This window comes from Streptomyces sp. NPDC029014 (assembly GCF_055564695.1).
Map to the genome: position 1 here is coordinate 1 of NZ_JBVHVT010000017.1, position 14,453 is coordinate 14,453.

Annotated in this window: 15 protein-coding genes and 1 riboswitch; of the genes, 7 read left to right on the plus strand and 8 right to left on the minus strand. The window is 72.5% G+C overall.

The window, feature by feature from the left end; all coding sequences use genetic code 11:
- Positions 1 to 100: 100 nt before the first annotated feature.
- Together ACZ4VL_RS11640 and hisN are read right to left on the minus strand one after the other, a co-directional pair.
- A complete protein-coding gene (locus ACZ4VL_RS11640; RefSeq protein ID WP_468198605.1) occupies positions 101 to 496 on the minus strand; it encodes a CBS domain-containing protein in 396 nt (131 codons plus the stop codon).
- Between the two features lie 152 nt (positions 497 to 648).
- Positions 649 to 1,455: a histidinol-phosphatase gene (hisN, locus tag ACZ4VL_RS11645; RefSeq protein ID WP_468198608.1), complete on the minus strand. Its 807-nt coding sequence runs from the start codon at positions 1,453 to 1,455 to the stop codon at positions 649 to 651.
- Positions 1,456 to 1,579: 124 nt separating this feature from the next.
- Between hisN and ACZ4VL_RS11650 the strand changes: the two genes are divergently transcribed.
- Positions 1,580 to 2,155, plus strand: coding sequence for a TetR/AcrR family transcriptional regulator (locus ACZ4VL_RS11650; RefSeq protein ID WP_468198610.1), 576 nt, complete (start codon positions 1,580 to 1,582; stop codon positions 2,153 to 2,155).
- Here ACZ4VL_RS11650 and ACZ4VL_RS11655 read toward each other — a convergent pair.
- The 4 genes from ACZ4VL_RS11655 to ACZ4VL_RS11670 all read right to left on the minus strand — a co-directional run bounded on the left by ACZ4VL_RS11655 (position 2,121) and on the right by ACZ4VL_RS11670 (position 5,717).
- Positions 2,121 to 2,444, minus strand: a complete 324-nt coding sequence (locus ACZ4VL_RS11655; protein WP_361089106.1) for a DMT family transporter — start codon at positions 2,442 to 2,444, stop codon at positions 2,121 to 2,123. The genes ACZ4VL_RS11650 and ACZ4VL_RS11655 overlap by 35 nt on opposite strands.
- A 138-nt stretch (positions 2,445 to 2,582) precedes the next feature.
- Positions 2,583 to 3,593 (minus strand): ribosome small subunit-dependent GTPase A, encoded by a 1,011-nt coding sequence (gene rsgA / locus ACZ4VL_RS11660; RefSeq protein WP_468198612.1) that lies wholly within the window; start codon positions 3,591 to 3,593, stop codon positions 2,583 to 2,585.
- 7 nt (positions 3,594 to 3,600) lie between these two features.
- On the minus strand, positions 3,601 to 4,938 hold the full coding sequence (gene aroA, locus ACZ4VL_RS11665) for a 3-phosphoshikimate 1-carboxyvinyltransferase (RefSeq protein WP_468198614.1): 1,338 nt from the start codon (positions 4,936 to 4,938) through the stop codon (positions 3,601 to 3,603).
- Positions 4,939 to 5,003: 65 nt separating this feature from the next.
- Positions 5,004 to 5,717, minus strand: a complete 714-nt coding sequence (locus tag ACZ4VL_RS11670) for a M50 family metallopeptidase (protein WP_468198616.1) — start codon at positions 5,715 to 5,717, stop codon at positions 5,004 to 5,006.
- A gap of 79 nt (positions 5,718 to 5,796) precedes the next feature.
- On the opposite strand from ACZ4VL_RS11670, the gene ACZ4VL_RS11675 reads away from it, so the two are divergent.
- The 6 genes from ACZ4VL_RS11675 (at position 5,797) to def (ending at position 10,600) form a co-directional block, all read left to right on the plus strand.
- On the plus strand, positions 5,797 to 6,615 hold the full coding sequence (locus tag ACZ4VL_RS11675; protein ID WP_468198618.1) for an SOS response-associated peptidase: 819 nt from the start codon (positions 5,797 to 5,799) through the stop codon (positions 6,613 to 6,615).
- Between the two features lie 92 nt (positions 6,616 to 6,707).
- The gene (locus tag ACZ4VL_RS11680) at positions 6,708 to 7,409 is read left to right on the plus strand and encodes an alpha/beta hydrolase family protein (protein WP_468198620.1); all 702 of its coding nucleotides are present in this window, start codon (positions 6,708 to 6,710) and stop codon (positions 7,407 to 7,409) included.
- 269 nt (positions 7,410 to 7,678) lie between these two features.
- Positions 7,679 to 8,323 carry a sigma-70 family RNA polymerase sigma factor gene (locus ACZ4VL_RS11685; RefSeq protein ID WP_179172889.1) on the plus strand — a complete coding sequence of 215 codons (645 nt, stop codon included), beginning with the start codon at positions 7,679 to 7,681 and terminating at the stop codon, positions 8,321 to 8,323.
- Positions 8,320 to 8,622, plus strand: a complete 303-nt coding sequence (gene rsrA, locus ACZ4VL_RS11690) for a mycothiol system anti-sigma-R factor (protein WP_179172862.1) — start codon at positions 8,320 to 8,322, stop codon at positions 8,620 to 8,622. The genes ACZ4VL_RS11685 and rsrA overlap by 4 nt, the downstream gene beginning before the upstream one ends.
- Before the next feature lie 286 nt (positions 8,623 to 8,908).
- Positions 8,909 to 9,898, plus strand: coding sequence for a tetratricopeptide repeat protein (locus ACZ4VL_RS11695; RefSeq protein WP_468198623.1), 990 nt, complete (start codon positions 8,909 to 8,911; stop codon positions 9,896 to 9,898).
- Positions 9,899 to 9,964: 66 nt separating this feature from the next.
- A complete protein-coding gene (def, locus tag ACZ4VL_RS11700; protein ID WP_361089092.1) occupies positions 9,965 to 10,600 on the plus strand; it encodes a peptide deformylase in 636 nt (211 codons plus the stop codon).
- A gap of 75 nt (positions 10,601 to 10,675) precedes the next feature.
- Here the strand turns inward: def and ACZ4VL_RS11705 are convergent, their stop codons facing one another.
- Both ACZ4VL_RS11705 and ACZ4VL_RS11710 read right to left on the minus strand, forming a co-directional pair.
- A complete protein-coding gene (locus ACZ4VL_RS11705) occupies positions 10,676 to 11,683 on the minus strand; it encodes a ribonucleotide-diphosphate reductase subunit beta (RefSeq protein WP_468198626.1) in 1,008 nt (335 codons plus the stop codon).
- Between the two features lie 56 nt (positions 11,684 to 11,739).
- The gene (locus ACZ4VL_RS11710) at positions 11,740 to 14,151 is read right to left on the minus strand and encodes a ribonucleoside-diphosphate reductase subunit alpha (RefSeq protein ID WP_468198629.1); all 2,412 of its coding nucleotides are present in this window, start codon (positions 14,149 to 14,151) and stop codon (positions 11,740 to 11,742) included.
- A 149-nt stretch (positions 14,152 to 14,300) separates the two neighbouring features.
- A riboswitch (cobalamin riboswitch) is annotated at positions 14,301 to 14,429 on the minus strand.
- Between the last annotated feature and the right edge of the window lie 24 nt (positions 14,430 to 14,453).

Here is a 14,453-nt window from a genome sequence, read left to right on the forward strand (position 1 = left end):
CCCCCCTCCCCCCCCCCCCCCCCCCCCCCCCCCCCCCCCCCCCCCCCCCCCCCCCCCCCCCCCCCCCCCCCCCCCCCCCCCCCCCCCCCCCCGCCGTTCGCTATGCCGCCACGGTGCTGCGCCGGGCCGGCACCCAGCAGCGGATGATGTCGCGGACGGACACGATGCCGACGGGGCCGCCGCCCTCGACGACGATCAGGTGCCGGAAGCCGCCGTGGGCCATTGCCTCGGCGGCATCCTGCAAGGTCGTCTCCGGGGTGCAGAACACCACGTTGTTCGTGGTGTGCGCGCCCACGGACTCCCGGTCGGGGTTGTGGCCCGCGCCGATGGAGTTGAGGACGTCCCGTTCGGTCAGGATGCCGATGCCGCTGTGTTCGGGATCGAGGACGACTGCTGCGCCGACCCGGCGGCCTGACATCAGACAGGCCGCCTGGCGGATGGTGTGGGCGGGGCCGAGGGTGAGGATCACGGTGCTCATGGCGTCACGGACGAGCATGAAGAGAGCCACCTCCTGGAAGAGTCCTCCGCTTGAGAAGCCATTCACAAGTGCACAAGCGGGGGAGTCTCAGATTCCCACGGACACGGAGGGTCATCAAGGGGGCGCACTCGGTTGTCCTGGTGCAGGAACGGGCGCAGGCCCGGGCGCGCTCAGGCGCGGGGGTGCAGGTACCCGAGCATCTCCTCGTGCAGCAGCCCGTTGGAGGCCGCCGCGTTCCCGCCGTGCACGCCGTCCACCCCGTCCAGGCTGGTGAAGCGTCCACCCGCCTCCTGGACCACGGCCGCGATGGCCGCCATGTCCCACAGGTTCAACTCCGGCTCGGCGCACAGGTCGAGCGAGCCCTCCGCGACCATCATGTACGGCCAGAAGTCCCCGTAGCCGCGGGTCCGCCAGCACTGCCGGGTCAGCTCCAGGAACCCGTCGAGCCGGCCCTGCTCCTCCCAGCCGCTCAGCGAGGAGTACGAGAACGAGGCGTCGCCCAGGGAGCCCACCTGCGACACCCCGATGCGCTGCGGCTCGCCGCCCAGCGCACCGCCCGCGTACGCGCCCCCGCCCTGCGCCGCCCACCAGCGCCGGCCCAGCGCGGGCGCCGAGACCACCCCGACGACGGGCCGGAACACCCCGTCGGAGCCCTCCTCCATCAGCGAGATCAGGGTCGCCCAGACGGGCACCCCGCGCACGTAGTTCTTCGTGCCGTCGATCGGGTCCACGACCCAGCGGCGCGGGCCGCCGCCCTTCAGGCCGTACTCCTCGCCCAGGATGGCGTCCGCGGGCCGCGCGGCCTCGATCCCCGCCCGGACCACTTCCTCGGCGGCCCGGTCCGCCTCGCTCACCGGGGTCATGTCCGGCTTCGTCTCGACCTTCAGGTCGAGGGCGCGGAAGCGCTCCATGGTGACGGCGTCCGCCGCGTCGGCGAGCTCCTGGGCGAGGTGCAGGTCATCTTCGTACTCGGGCATGCCCGAACAGTATCGGCAGCCGCAGGGGCGGGCGAGCGGCGTCCACGGAGCGGCCGGGCAGGCGCCCTTGACAGGATCTGTCGACCCGTCAACTCTGGCGGTGGAGTCGAGCGGGGAGGCGCGGATGCCGGCAGCCCGGGAGTCGTTGCTGGAGGCGGCGTCGGTGGCGCTCTTGGCGCGCCCCTGGCCGTCCGTGAGGATGGTCGACGTGGCGGCCGCCGCCGGGGTGTCCCGGCAGACCCTCTACAACGAGTTCGGCGGCAAGGCGGGCCTCGGCCGCGCCCTCGTGCGCCGCGAGGCCGACTGGTACCTCGACGGGGTCGACCGGGTGCTGCGCACCCCGGCCGCCAGCGGCGGCGACCGGCTCGCCTCGGTCGCGGAGTGGACCGTACGGGCGGCCCGCGCGCGTCCCCTCGTACGAGCCCTGCTGACCGGGTCCTGGGACGGCAACCTGCCGGTGCCGCCCGGGCAGGGCTCCCGGCCCGGCGTGCCCGCGCCCGCGCCCGGCGAGCTGGCCCGGGCGGTGCGGGAGCGGGCGGCGGCCGTGCTCGCGCCGGGCGACGGTGCGCAGCGGTGCGAACTGGCCGTACGGCTGGCGCTGTCGTACGTGATAGCCCCGGCGCGGGAGCCGGGGCTCGGGGAACTGCTCGGGCTGCTGCGGCTGCTCAGTGAGCCGACCCGGACAGCTGGAGGCCGATGACCCCGAGGATGACCAGCGTGATCGAGACGATCTTGAGGGTGGAGACCAGGTCGCCGAGGAAGACCATGCCGTAGATCGCGGTCCCGGCCGCGCCGATGCCCGTCCACACCGCGTACGCCGGCCCCACGTCCAGCTTCTTCAGGGCCAGCGTCAGCAGGCCGAAGCTGCCGAGCGCGAAGGAGGCGAAGGCGATCGTCGGCCACAGCCGGGTGAACCCGTGGGACAGCTTGAGGCAGACCGCGAACCCGGTCTCCAGGAGTCCGGCGACGACGACCAGCAGCCAGGCCATGGCGGATGCCTCCCCGCGTCACGTGACATCGCGTCACTCAATGCGGTTATGCATTTACCGGACCATGACCCCGGCAAACCCCGCTGAACCCCGGCAAACCCGCCGAACCCTGCCGAACGCCGCGGACCCGCAGGACGATCAGTCGCCCTCGCGTCGCTCCCGCGTCCGCAGCAGCCGCCGCAGCGAGTCCAGCCGGACCGGATCCGCGTGCCCCTCCGCCACCCAGGCGTCCAGCGCACAGTCCTGCTCGTCGTGGCTGCACGCGCGCGGGCACTCCTCCGTACCCGGCACCAGGTCCGGGAAGGCCAGGATCACCCGCGAGGGGTCCACGTGGTGCAGGCCGAACGACCGCACGCCCGGCGTGTCGATGACCCAGCCGTCACCCGACGGCAGCGGCAGCGCGAGCGCCGAGGTGGTGGTGTGCCGGCCGCGCCCGGTCACGGCGTTGACGTGGCCGGTCGCGCGCTGGCGGCCCGCGCTGACCAGCGAGTTCACCAGGGTGGTCTTGCCGACCCCCGAGTGGCCCACGAAGGCGGTGATCCGTCCGGCCAGCCGCTCGCGCACCCGTTCGGCGGCCTCGCCGGCCGCCAGTTCCTCGCGGTTGGTCACCACGTAGTTCACGCCCAGCGTCGCGTAGATCTCCAGGATCTTGTCCGGGGACGTCAGGTCCGACTTGGTGAGCACCAGCAGGGGCTCCAGCCCGGCGTCGTACGCGGCCACCAGACAGCGGTCGATCATGCGCGGCCGCGGCTCCGGGTCGGCCAGCGCGGTGACGATCGCCAACTGGTCGGCGTTGGCGACGACCACCCGCTCGTACGGGTCGTCGTCGTCCGCGGTGCGCCGCAGGACGGACCTGCGCTCCTCGATCCGCACGATCCGCGCGAGGGTGTCCTTCTTGCCGGACAGGTCCCCGACGAGCCACACCCGGTCGCCGACCACCGCGGCCTTGCGGCCGAGCTCGCGCGCCTTCATGGCGACGACCGTGCGGTCCTCCACCAGGCAGGTCAGCCGGCCGCGGTCGACGGTGAGGACGAAGCCCTCCGCCGCGTCCTCGTGCTTGGGGCGCTTGCTCGTGCGGGGCCGGTTGCCCTTGGGGTTGGGGCGGGACCGGATGTCGTCCTCGTCGGTGTGCTTGCCGTACCTGCGCATGACGGACCTACGCTCCCGATCCCGCGAGCATGTCCGCCCACATCCTCGGGAAGTCCGGCAGCGTCTTCGCGGTCGTCGCCACGTTCTCGATCTGCACGCCCTCGACCGCCAGGCCGAGCACGGCGCCCGCGGTGGCCATCCGGTGGTCGTCGTAGGTGTGGAACACGCCGCCGTGCAGCGGGCGCGGGCGGATGTGCAGGCCGTCGGCGGTCTCCGTGACCTCGCCGCCGAGCCCGTTGATCTCCGCGGTCAGGGCCGCCAGCCGGTCCGTCTCGTGCAGCCGGAGGTGCGCCACCCCGCGCAGGGTGGACGGGGAGTCGGCCAGCGCGGCGACGGCCGCGATGCCGGGCGTCAGTTCGCCGACCTCGCCCAGGTCCACGTCGATGCCGTGGATCTTGCCGGTGCCCGTGAAGACCAGGCCCGCGTCGGTCAGCTCGCAGGAGCCGCCCATCTCCGTGAAGATCCGGCGCAGCTCGTCGCCGGGCTGCGTGGTGCGGCGCGGCCAGTCCGGGATGGTGACCGTGCCGCCCGTGATCAGGGCCGCCGCCAGGAACGGCTGGGCGTTCGACAGGTCCGGCTCGACCACCATGTCGCGGCCCAGCAGCGCGCTCGGCGCCACCCGCCACACGTTCGGCTCGCCACCCGCCTCCGGCGTGTCGACCCGGGCGCCGGCCGCGCGCAGCATCTCCACCGTCATCCGGATGTGCGGCATCGAGGGCAGGGTCGCGCCGACGTGCCGCACCTCCACGCCCTGGTTGAACCGCGGGGCCGCGAGCAGCAGCGCGGAGATGAACTGGGACGAGTTGCTCGCGTCGAGCTCGACCGAGCCGCCCTCCAGCGCCCCGCCGCCCTGGACGGTCAGCGGCAGCGCGCCGCGGCCGCCGTCGTCGATGCGGGCACCCAGCCCGCGCAGGGCGGTGATGACCTGGCCGAGCGGCCGCTCGTAGGACCGCGGGTCGCCGTCGAAGCGGATGTCGCCGTCGGCGAGGGTGGCGACCGGCGGCAGGAAGCGCATGACCGTGCCGGCGTTGCCGACGTCCACGGTGGCCGGGCCGTGCAGGGCCGCCGGGATGATCCGCCAGGCCTCGCCGCCCGCGCCGTCGCCGGAGCTGGAGGAGACGGTCTCCTCGATGCCCACGCCCATGGCCCGCAGCGCGTCCGCCATCAGCTGCGAGTCCCGCGAGCGCAGCGGGCGGCGCACCCAGCCGGGCTCCGCGGAGAGCGCCGCGAGGACCAGGGCCCGGTTCGTCACCGACTTCGACCCGGGCACGGTGACGGTGGCGTGGACGGTGCCGTCGGCGTGCGGGGCAGGCCAGAGGGCGGGGAGCGCGGGGGTCTGGGTCATGGCCACCACTTTAGTGGCTCCGACCGGGCGCTGATCGTGATCGAGCCGTGCCCCGCCGGGCGGTCTCAGAGGTTGAGAAGCCAGCGTGCGCCGCCGATCAGCGAGCACAGCGCCACGGCGTGGAAGAGGAACAGCCACAGCACCGGGTGCGTGTGGGTGAGTCGGCCCAGCTGGTCCGCGTCGGAATCCGGCGCCCCGCCGTGCCGGCGCTTGGCCCCCAGCTCGAACACCGGCCGCACCCCGCCCAGCAGCAGGAACCACACGGCCGCGTACGCGAAGCCCGCCTGCACCTCGGCCGCGGCGAGCCAGGAGACCAGGACGAACGTGCCGCCGGCCAGCACCACCGTCAGGGCGCCGTACGCGTTGCGGATCATCACCAGCATCGCGAGCAGCAGCGCGGTGGCCGCCCACAGCAGCAGCGTGATCCGGTGGGCCGACAGCAGCGCGGCCCCGCCGAGCCCCAGCAACGAGGGCGCGGTGTACCCGGCGGCGGCCGTCAGGATCATCCCGAGGCCGGTCGGCTTGCCGCGGCTGACGGTGACGCCGCTGGTGTCCGAGTGCAGCCGGATCCCGTCGAGGCGCCGGCCCGTCAGCAGCGCCAGCAGGCCGTGGCCGCCCTCGTGCGCGATGGTCACGGCGTTGCGGGACACCCGCCACACCGGGTGCGGCGCCACGAGCGCCAGCGCGGCCAGGCCCGTCACGATCACCAGCCAGAGGGCCGGCGGGGTCTGTATGCCCGTGAGCCGGTCCCACAGGCCGGCCGGCGTGGTGCTGTCCATAAAGCGGCGGACTCCTTGCGGTGAGGGTCAGGGGGCACCTCCCAGCGGTAGCTGGGGGCGACATGGCAGTGTGGCAGCCATGTGTGGACGGTATGCAGCGGGCCGGGGGCCCGAGGACCTGGCCCGGATCTTCGGCGTCGAGCGGTGGGAGCCCGAGGAGACCCTGGCCCCCGACTGGAACGTGGCGCCGACGAAGCAGGTCCACGTCGTCCTCGACCGCCCCCTCAAAGACGCCCCGAGCCCGCGTCCGGTTCGCCAGCTGCGCGTCCTGCGGTGGGGCCTCGTCCCGTCCTGGGCCAAGAACCCCGACGGCGCCGCCCGGATGATAAACGCCCGGTCCGAGACCCTCGCCGAGAAGCCGTCCTTCCGCCGCCCCTTCATGCAGCGCCGCTGCATCGTCCCCGCCGACGGGTACTACGAGTGGGTCACCGCCCATGACGAGCGCCTGCTGGAGGTCGAGGGGAAGCGGAAGCGGGCCCGCAAGCAGCCGTACTTCGTGCTCCCCGCCGACGGCTCCGTCTTCGCCATGGCCGGCATCTACGAGTTCTGGCGCGACCGCACCCTGCCCGACGACCACCCGCAGGCCTGGTGGGCGACCTGCTCGGTGATCACCGCCGAGGCCGAAAGCGCACCGCTGGCCGTCGCCCCCGCCGACGGGCCGCGCTCGCTCTCCGAGATCCACCCCCGGATGCCGCTGATGCTCACCCCGGACCGCTGGGACGCCTGGCTGGACCCGGCGAACACCGACGCCGACGGCTCGCTGCAGGAGCTGCTCGCCCCGCCGCCCGGCGGTCTGATGCGCGCCTTCCCGGTCTCCACCGCCGTCAGCAGCGTGCGCAACAACGGGCCCGAGCTGCTGACGGAGCTGGACGCGCCGGAAGAGGGCACCCTCTTCTAGCCCCTGGTCCCCCTCTTCTGTGGCTCTTCTGGCTCTTCTGGCCGCCCCTCCGCCTCCCGCCTCCGCGCCCCCGCGCCGGGCAGGATGGGGGCATGACCACGCGCACGCGCACCGAGAGCGTCCCCACCCCGGCGGGCGAGGCCCGCATCACCTGGCACCCCGCACCCGAGGCCCGACTCGTCCTGGCCCTCGGTCACGGGGCGGGCGGCGGCATCGAGGCGCGCGACCTGCGGGCGCTGGCCGCCGCCCTGCCCGCCCGCGGGATCACCGTGGCTCTGGTCGAGCAACCCTGGAGGGTCGCCGGAAAGAAGGTCGCGGCCGCGCCCAAGGTGCTCGACGAGGGCTGGCACGGGCTGTGGCCGGCGCTGGAGCGGCCAGGGCTGCCCGTGGTGGCGGGCGGACGCAGCGCCGGGGCCCGGGTGGCCTGCCGGACCGGCGCCGCACTCGGCGCGGCCGGGGTGCTGGCCCTGGCCTTCCCGCTGCACCCGCCGGGCAGGCCCGAGAAGTCCCGGGCCGAGGAGCTGACCGGGGCCGGGCTGCCCACGCTGGTCGTCCAGGGCGGCCGGGACCCGTTCGGGCGGCCGGAGGAGTTCCCGCCGCCGGCCGGGCCGCAACCGTACGAGCTGGCCGAGGTGGCGCAAGGGGACCACGGCTTCGCCGTGCCGAAGAAGGCGGAGCAGACGCAGGACGAGGCCCTCGCCGTGATCACGCGGGCCGTGGCCGCCTGGCTGGAAGCACTGCCCCGCCGGTCCGGCCGATTCGGTGCCGCCGCACCCCCCGCCGGTACGACCTGACACAGAGCCCGACCCCGCACGCCCCGCCGGGAATGCGCGGCCCGACCCTTCTGTTGTGCCGGATGTCGGAACGTACAGGATCTCGTCGGAGGAGAGGGAGCCGCATGACCCAGGTCATCAGCCAGGACCGTCCGCAGGCTGCTGGGCTGGAATGGACGGTCCTCCCCGCGCCCAAGCGCAGCCCGCTCCGGGCGGCGGAGGGCCGGGAAGGTCGACTATTCTCCGATTCGAGCGGGTCCGCTTTCGGAGCCGCCGCGCAGTCGGAGGAGGTGGGTCCTGTCGCTGGGACCGAGGAGGGCCACGCGGAGGAGACGACCGCCGAGCGCAACGCGCGCTTCGAGCGGGACGCCCTCGGTTACCTCGACCAGATGTACTCGGCCGCGCTGCGCATGACGCGCAATCCGGCCGACGCCGAGGACCTGGTCCAGGAGACGTACGCCAAGGCGTACGCGTCCTTCCACCAGTTCCGTGAGGGCACCAACCTCAAGGCGTGGCTCTACCGCATTCTGACCAACACCTTCATCAACTCCTACCGCAAGAAGCAGCGCGAGCCGCAGCGCAGTGCGGCGGAGGAGATCGAGGACTGGCAGCTGGCGCGCGCCGAGTCGCACATGTCGACGGGACTGCGCTCGGCCGAGTCGCAGGCGCTCGACCACCTGCCCGATTCCGATGTGAAGGAAGCGCTTCAGGCCATTCCGGAGGAGTTCCGCATCGCGGTCTATCTCGCCGACGTAGAGGGGTTTGCGTACAAGGAGATCGCGGACATCATGGGTACACCCATCGGTACGGTCATGTCGCGACTGCACCGTGGCCGCCGTCAACTCCGCGGACTGCTGGAGGACTACGCCCGCGAGCGCGGGCTGGTCCCGGCGGGCGCGGGAGAGTCGAACGACCTGAAAGGCTCGGGCTCATGAGCTGCGGAGAGCCGCACGAGACGGAGTGCTCGGAGGTACTTGACCACCTCTACGAGTTCCTGGACCACGAGATGCCGGACAGCGACTGCACGAAGTTCGAGACGCACTTCGGCGAGTGCAACCCCTGCCTGGAGAAGTACGGCCTGGAGCAGGCCGTGAAGAAACTGGTGAAGCGCTGCTGCGGCTCGGACGACGTGCCGAGCGACCTGCGCTCCAAGGTGATGGGGCGGATCGAGCTGATCCGCTCGGGGCAGGCGGTGCCCGACCACGACGTCACCGCGGACCCCGCCGCCGGCTGACGACGCCGACGACCGCAGGCGACTCCGCCCCCGGAAGGCCCCTCCGTTTCACCCGAAGGCGCCAACCCCGGGGGCGTCCGTCTGTCCCCGGGGGGTGCCCCGCCAGGGTTCCGGCCAGGTGGGACGTGACAGAGTTGATCCCGCCCCACCTGGGTAACCCATGGGTAATGAGCGGCCGTCCGAGTGGGCATGGTTGGATGCGAGTAGGAGCGTCCGTGAGGGTGTCCGCAAGGCTGCAAGTCGTTCCCCAGCCACCGCTGGGGGTGCCCCCAAGCAGGCGGGAATCGTGAGGATCTTCGGGAAGGTACGGCATAGGCCCTCCGCCTCGTGGCGGCAGGCCACCGACCGCGCGTTCACGCTGATCGGCGACGGCCGGTACGAGGACGCGGGTGCGCTGCTGACCAGGGCCGCCGACCTGGAGCCCTGGCTGTCGGAGTCCTGGTTCAACCTGGCCCTGCTGCACAAGTTCCGGCACGACTGGGAGCAGGCGCGGGCCGCCGGGCTGCGGGCCGTGGCCCTGCTGGACCGCGGGACCGGCGCCCCGGACTGGTGGAACGTCGGCATCGCCGCGACCGCACTGCAGGACTGGCCGCTGGCCCGGCGGGCCTGGCAGGCGTACGGGCTGAAGGTGCCCGGGGACCCGCACGGCAGGGGCGGCGAACCCGTCGGCATGGAGCTCGGCAGCGCCGCCGTCCGGCTGTCCCCGGAGGGCGAGGCCGAGGTGGTCTGGGGCCGCCGACTGGACCCGGCCCGCATCGAGGTGCTGTCCATCCCGCTGCCCTCGTCCGGCCGGCGCTGGGGCGAGGTCGTGCTGCACGACGGGGTCCCCAACGGCGAGCGGGTCACCGCGGCCGGCCCCGCCTACCCCGTCTTCGACGAGATCGAGCTGTGGGCGCCGTCCCCGGTACCGACCTGGGTGGTGCTGCTGGAGGCGGCCACCGAGACCGACCGGGACGCCCTGGAACAGCTCGCCTCGGACGCGGGCTTCGCCGCCGAGGACTGGTCCTCCTCGGTGCGGCTGCTGTGCCGGACCTGTTCGGAGAGCGTGATGCCGAGCGGCGAGGGCGACGGCGAGCACCTGGACCCCCACGACCACAGCGAACCCGGCCACCCCGGCCCGCTCGGCCACCGCACGGCCGGCTCCGGCTCGCTGTGGGTCCCCGAGCGCGAATGCGGGATCGCCGCACCGGCCGGCCTGGTGCGCGGGCTGCTCGACGGCTGGGTCGCCGACAGCCCGGACACCCGTGAGTGGCGGGATCTCGAAGAAGTCTGCTGACCGGGCACCGTAGGCTGTACCGGCACATTGTGAACGGGTGGACTTACGGAAGGCGTACGTCGGAACATGGCGCAGCAGGAGAACGAGGTCATCGCGGTGGACGACGACGGTTACGTCGTGGACACCGAGGACTGTGAGGCGCGCGAGCTCGCCCACCGCGAGCGCGGTACCGCCCGCCCGATCACCGTCGTCGGCAACCCGGTGCTGCACAGCGAGTGCAAGGACGTCACCGAGTTCGGCGACGAGCTGGCGCAGCTGATCGACGACATGTTCGCCAGCCAGCGGGCCGCGGAGGGCGTCGGCCTGGCCGCGAACCAGATCGGCGTCGACGCCAAGGTCTTCGTCTACGACTGCCCGGACGACGAGGGCGTCCGCCACACCGGTGTCGTGGTCAACCCGAAGCTCGTGGAGCTGCCGGCCGCCGCCCGCGTGCTCGACGACTCCAACGAGGGCTGCCTGTCGGTCCCCACCGCGTACGCCTCGCTGGCCCGCCCCGACTACGCCGAGGTCACCGGCCAGGACGCCCAGGGCAACCCGATCAAGGTGCGCGGCACCGGCTACTTCGCCCGCTGCCTGCAGCACGAGACCGACCACCTGTACGGCTACCTGTACATCGACCGGCTCTCCAAGCGGGACCGCAAGGACGCCCTGCGCCAGATGGCCGAGGGCACCCCGCGCTACGAGACCGTCCCGAACGACTGACGCGGGCCGCACACGCCCGAGGGGCCCGCCCCGGATCGGATCCGGAGCGGGCCCCTCGGCGTTCGGCGGTACGGGTCAGAAGTCCTCGTCCAGGTCGACCGTGCCCTCGACGGCGACCTGGTAGGCCGACGGGCGGCGCTCGAAGAAGTTCGTCAGCTCCTGGACGCCCTGCAGCTCCATGAAGGAGAACGGGTTCTGCGAGCCGTACACCGGCGGGAAGCCCAGGCGGACCAGACGCTGGTCGGCGACGCACTCCAGGTACTCGCGCATCGACTCGGTGTTCATGCCCGGCAGGCCGTCACCGCACAGGTCGCGGCCGAACTGCAGCTCCGCCTCGACGGCCTCCTTCAGCATGTCCGTGACCTGCTGCTGGAGGGCCTCGTCGAAGAGCTCCGGCTCCTCCTTGCGGACCGTGTCCACGACCTCGAACGCGAAGTTCATGTGCATGGTCTCGTCGCGGAACACCCAGTTGGTGCCGGTGGCCAGGCCGTGCAGCAGACCGCGCGACCGGAACCAGTACACGTAGGCGAAGGCGCCGTAGAAGAACAGGCCCTCGATGCACGCCGCGAAGCAGATCAGGTTCAGCAGGAAACGGCGGCGGTCGGCCTGGGTCTCCAGGCGGTCGATCTTCTCGACCGAGTCCATCCACTTGAAGCAGAACTGGGCCTTCTCACGGATGGAGGGGATGTTCTCCACCGCGGCGAACGCGGCCGCCCGGTCGTCCGGGTCGGGCAGGTAGGTGTCGAGCAGCGTCAGGTAGAACTGGACGTGCACGGCCTCCTCGAACAGCTGGCGCGACAGGTACAGGCGCGCCTCCGGGGAGTTGATGTGCTTGTACAGCGTCAGGACCAGGTTGTTCGCCACGATCGAGTCGCCCGTCGCGAAGAACGCCACCAGTCGGCCGATCATGTGCTGCTCGGCGGGCGTCAGCTTCGCCAGGTCGGCGACGTCCGAGTGGAGGTCGACCTCCTCCACCGTCCACGTGTTCTTGATCGCGTCCCGGTAGCGCTCGTAGAAGTCCGGGTAGCGCATCGGGCGGAGCGTCAGCTCGAAGCCGGGGTCGAGCAGGTTCTTGTCGGTCATAACAGTCGGCGCGAAGCGCCGTCCTCCAGGGGTGGTGGTCGGGTGGCGGGTGGGGATTACTGGCAGGCCTCGCAGGACTCGGGGTTCTCAAGGGAGCAGGCCAGTGCCTCGGCGTCGAGGGCCTGCGGGAGGGGCGTGGCGGTCTCCGGTACGGCGGCCGGGACGGCGGTGCCGGACGCGGCGCGGGCGATCCTCGTCGCCGGACGCGAGCGCAGGTAGTACGTGGTCTTCAGGCCCTGCTTCCAGGCGTACGCGTACATCGACGACAGCTTGCCGATGGTCGGCGTCTCCATGAACAGGTTCAGCGACTGCGACTGGTCCAGGTACGGCGTACGGGCCGCCGCCATGTCGATCAGGCCGCGCTGCGGGATCTCCCACGCCGTGCGGTACAGCTCGCGGACCTCGGCCGGGATCCAGTTGAAGCCCTGGACCGAGCCGGAGGAGTCGCGCAGCGCCTCCCGGGTCTGGGCGTCCCACACGCCGAGCTTCTTCAGGTCCTCCACCAGGTAGCCGTTGACCTGGAGGAACTCGCCCGACAGCGTCTCGCGCTTGAACAGGTTGGACACCTGCGGCTCGATGCACTCGTACACGCCGGCGATCGAGGCGATCGTCGCGGTCGGCGCGATGGCCAGCAGCAGCGAGTTGCGCATGCCGGTCGTCGCGATGCGGGCGCGCAGCGCGTCCCAGCGCTCCGGCCAGGTGAGCTCGACACCGTAGTGGTCGGGGTGCAGCACGCCCTGGGCGGTACGGGTCTGCTCCCAGGCCGGGAGGGTGCCGTGCTTCTCGGCGAGGTCGGCGGAGGCCTCGTAGGCCGCCAGCATGATCCGCTCGGCGATCTTCGTGGAGAGGGCCTTGGCCGCGGCGGAGTCGAAGGGCAGGCGCAGCTTGAAGAAGACGTCCTGGAGGCCCATGGCGCCCAGGCCCACCGGGCGCCACTTGGCGTTGGAGCGGCCGGCCTCCTCGGTCGGGTAGAAGTTGATGTCCACGACCCGGTCGAGGAAGGTCACGGCGGTGCGGACGGTCTCGTCCAGGCGCTCCCAGTCCATCTCGCCCGTCTCGGCGAGGACGAACGCGCCGAGGTTGACCGAGCCGAGGTTGCAGACGGCCGTCTCGCCGTCGTTGGTGACCTCGATGATCTCGGTGCACAGGTTGGAGGAGTGGACGACCGTGCCCGGCAGGGCGGTCTGGTTCGCGGTCCGGTTGGAGGCGTCCTTGAAGGTCATCCAGCCCTGGCCGGTCTGCGCGAGGGTGCGCATCATGCGGCCGTACAGCTCGCGGGCCGGCATGGTCTTCTTGGCCAGGCCCGCCTGCTCGGCCTTGACGTAGGCGGCGTCGAACTCGTCGCCGTACAGGTCGACCAGCTCGGGCACGTCGGCCGGGGAGAACAGCGACCACTCGCCGTCGGCGTTCACGCGGCGCATGAACTCGTCCGGGATCCAGTGCGCCAGGTTCAGGTTGTGCGTGCGCCGGGCGTCCTCACCGGTGTTGTCGCGCAGCTCCAGGAACTCCTCGATGTCCGCGTGCCAGGTCTCCAGGTAGACGGCGGCGGCACCCTTGCGGCGGCCGCCCTGGTTCACGGCGGCGACGGAGGCGTCGAGGGTCTTCAGGAACGGGACGATGCCGTTGGAGTGGCCGTTGGTGCCGCGGATCAGCGAACCGCGGGCGCGGATGCGGGAGTACGACAGGCCGATGCCGCCGGCGTGCTTCGACAGGCGCGCGACCTGGTGGTAGCGGTCGTAGATCGAGTCGAGCTCGTCCAGCGGGGAGTCCAGCAGGTAGCAGGAGGACATCTGCGGGTGCCGGGTGCCGGAGTTGAAGAGCGTGGGGGAGGACGGCAGGTAGTCCAGGCGGCTCATCAGCCGGTACAGGGAGGCGACTTCCTCGACGGCCTCGATGCCGTCGTTCTCGGCCAGGCCGCAGGCCACGCGCAGCATGAAGTGCTGCGGGGTCTCGATGACCTGGCGGGTGATCGGGTGGCGCAGCAGGTAGCGGCTGTGCAGGGTGCGCAGGCCGAAGAAGCCGAAGCGGTCGTCGGCGCCCTCGCCGAGGGTGTGCTCGACCAGCGCGTCGAGGCGGCTCGCGTGCAGCCGGACGAACTCGGCGGTGCGGTCGGCGATCAGGCCCTCGCGGTGACCGACCTCGACCGAGGCGGAGAAGGAGGTGGCGCCCTGGCCAGCCGCCTCCTCGGCGACGGCGATCGTCAGCAGGCGGGCGGCGAGCCGGGAGTAGGCCGGGTCCTCGGAGATCAGACCTGCCGCGGCCTCGGTGGCCAGCCCGCGCAGCTCGGCCTCGTCGGCGGCCGCGCTGCGGCCGCGCAGGGCGGCGGCGGCGACCCGGCCGGGGTCGGTGTCGGGAAGGTCGGCGGTCAGCTCGGTGAGGGTGCGCAGCAGCGCGGCCCCGGGGCCCCCCTCAGTTCCGTTGTCGGACGGGTCGGACTCGGCGCGCGGTGCGGAAGGCGCGATGGTCACGGGGGGAGCTCTCCCTCGCTCGGCTCCGGGACGGCGGCGGTGCGGGCGCGAGCGGGCGCGCGCGGGCAAGGGCCCGTGGGAGGGCAGCACCGCGCGGCGTCCGCAGGCCCTACCGCGAGGCCCGGACGTGGTCGGCACCCGGTTCGGTCGAGCCGGGCGCGCCGTCGGCAGGTCGTCGGACTTCGGTGACACCGATGGGTGTACTTCATACCGTTGCGGGACAGTTCCGGATTCGCACCGGATTCCCCTGCGGCGACAGCGAGGATGAGCATACATGTGGGGGGAGGTTTCTGTGTGACCCC

Excerpts from the sequence above, each read along its gene's own strand:
- ACZ4VL_RS11640 (WP_468198605.1), bottom strand. The coding sequence starts at position 496 with ATGCTCGTCCGTGACGCCATGAGCACCGTGATCCTCACCCTCGGCCCC.
- hisN (WP_468198608.1), bottom strand. The coding sequence starts at position 1,455 with ATGCCCGAGTACGAAGATGACCTGCACCTCGCCCAGGAGCTCGCCGAC.
- ACZ4VL_RS11650 (WP_468198610.1), top strand. The coding sequence starts at position 1,580 with ATGCCGGCAGCCCGGGAGTCGTTGCTGGAGGCGGCGTCGGTGGCGCTC.
- ACZ4VL_RS11655 (WP_361089106.1), bottom strand. The coding sequence starts at position 2,444 with ATGGCCTGGCTGCTGGTCGTCGTCGCCGGACTCCTGGAGACCGGGTTC.
- rsgA (WP_468198612.1), bottom strand. The coding sequence starts at position 3,593 with ATGCGCAGGTACGGCAAGCACACCGACGAGGACGACATCCGGTCCCGC.
- aroA (WP_468198614.1), bottom strand. The coding sequence starts at position 4,938 with ATGACCCAGACCCCCGCGCTCCCCGCCCTCTGGCCTGCCCCGCACGCC.
- ACZ4VL_RS11670 (WP_468198616.1), bottom strand. The coding sequence starts at position 5,717 with ATGGACAGCACCACGCCGGCCGGCCTGTGGGACCGGCTCACGGGCATA.
- ACZ4VL_RS11675 (WP_468198618.1), top strand. The coding sequence starts at position 5,797 with ATGTGTGGACGGTATGCAGCGGGCCGGGGGCCCGAGGACCTGGCCCGG.
- ACZ4VL_RS11680 (WP_468198620.1), top strand. The coding sequence starts at position 6,708 with ATGACCACGCGCACGCGCACCGAGAGCGTCCCCACCCCGGCGGGCGAG.
- rsrA (WP_179172862.1), top strand. The coding sequence starts at position 8,320 with ATGAGCTGCGGAGAGCCGCACGAGACGGAGTGCTCGGAGGTACTTGAC.
- def (WP_361089092.1), top strand. The coding sequence starts at position 9,965 with ATGGCGCAGCAGGAGAACGAGGTCATCGCGGTGGACGACGACGGTTAC.
- ACZ4VL_RS11705 (WP_468198626.1), bottom strand. The coding sequence starts at position 11,683 with ATGACCGACAAGAACCTGCTCGACCCCGGCTTCGAGCTGACGCTCCGC.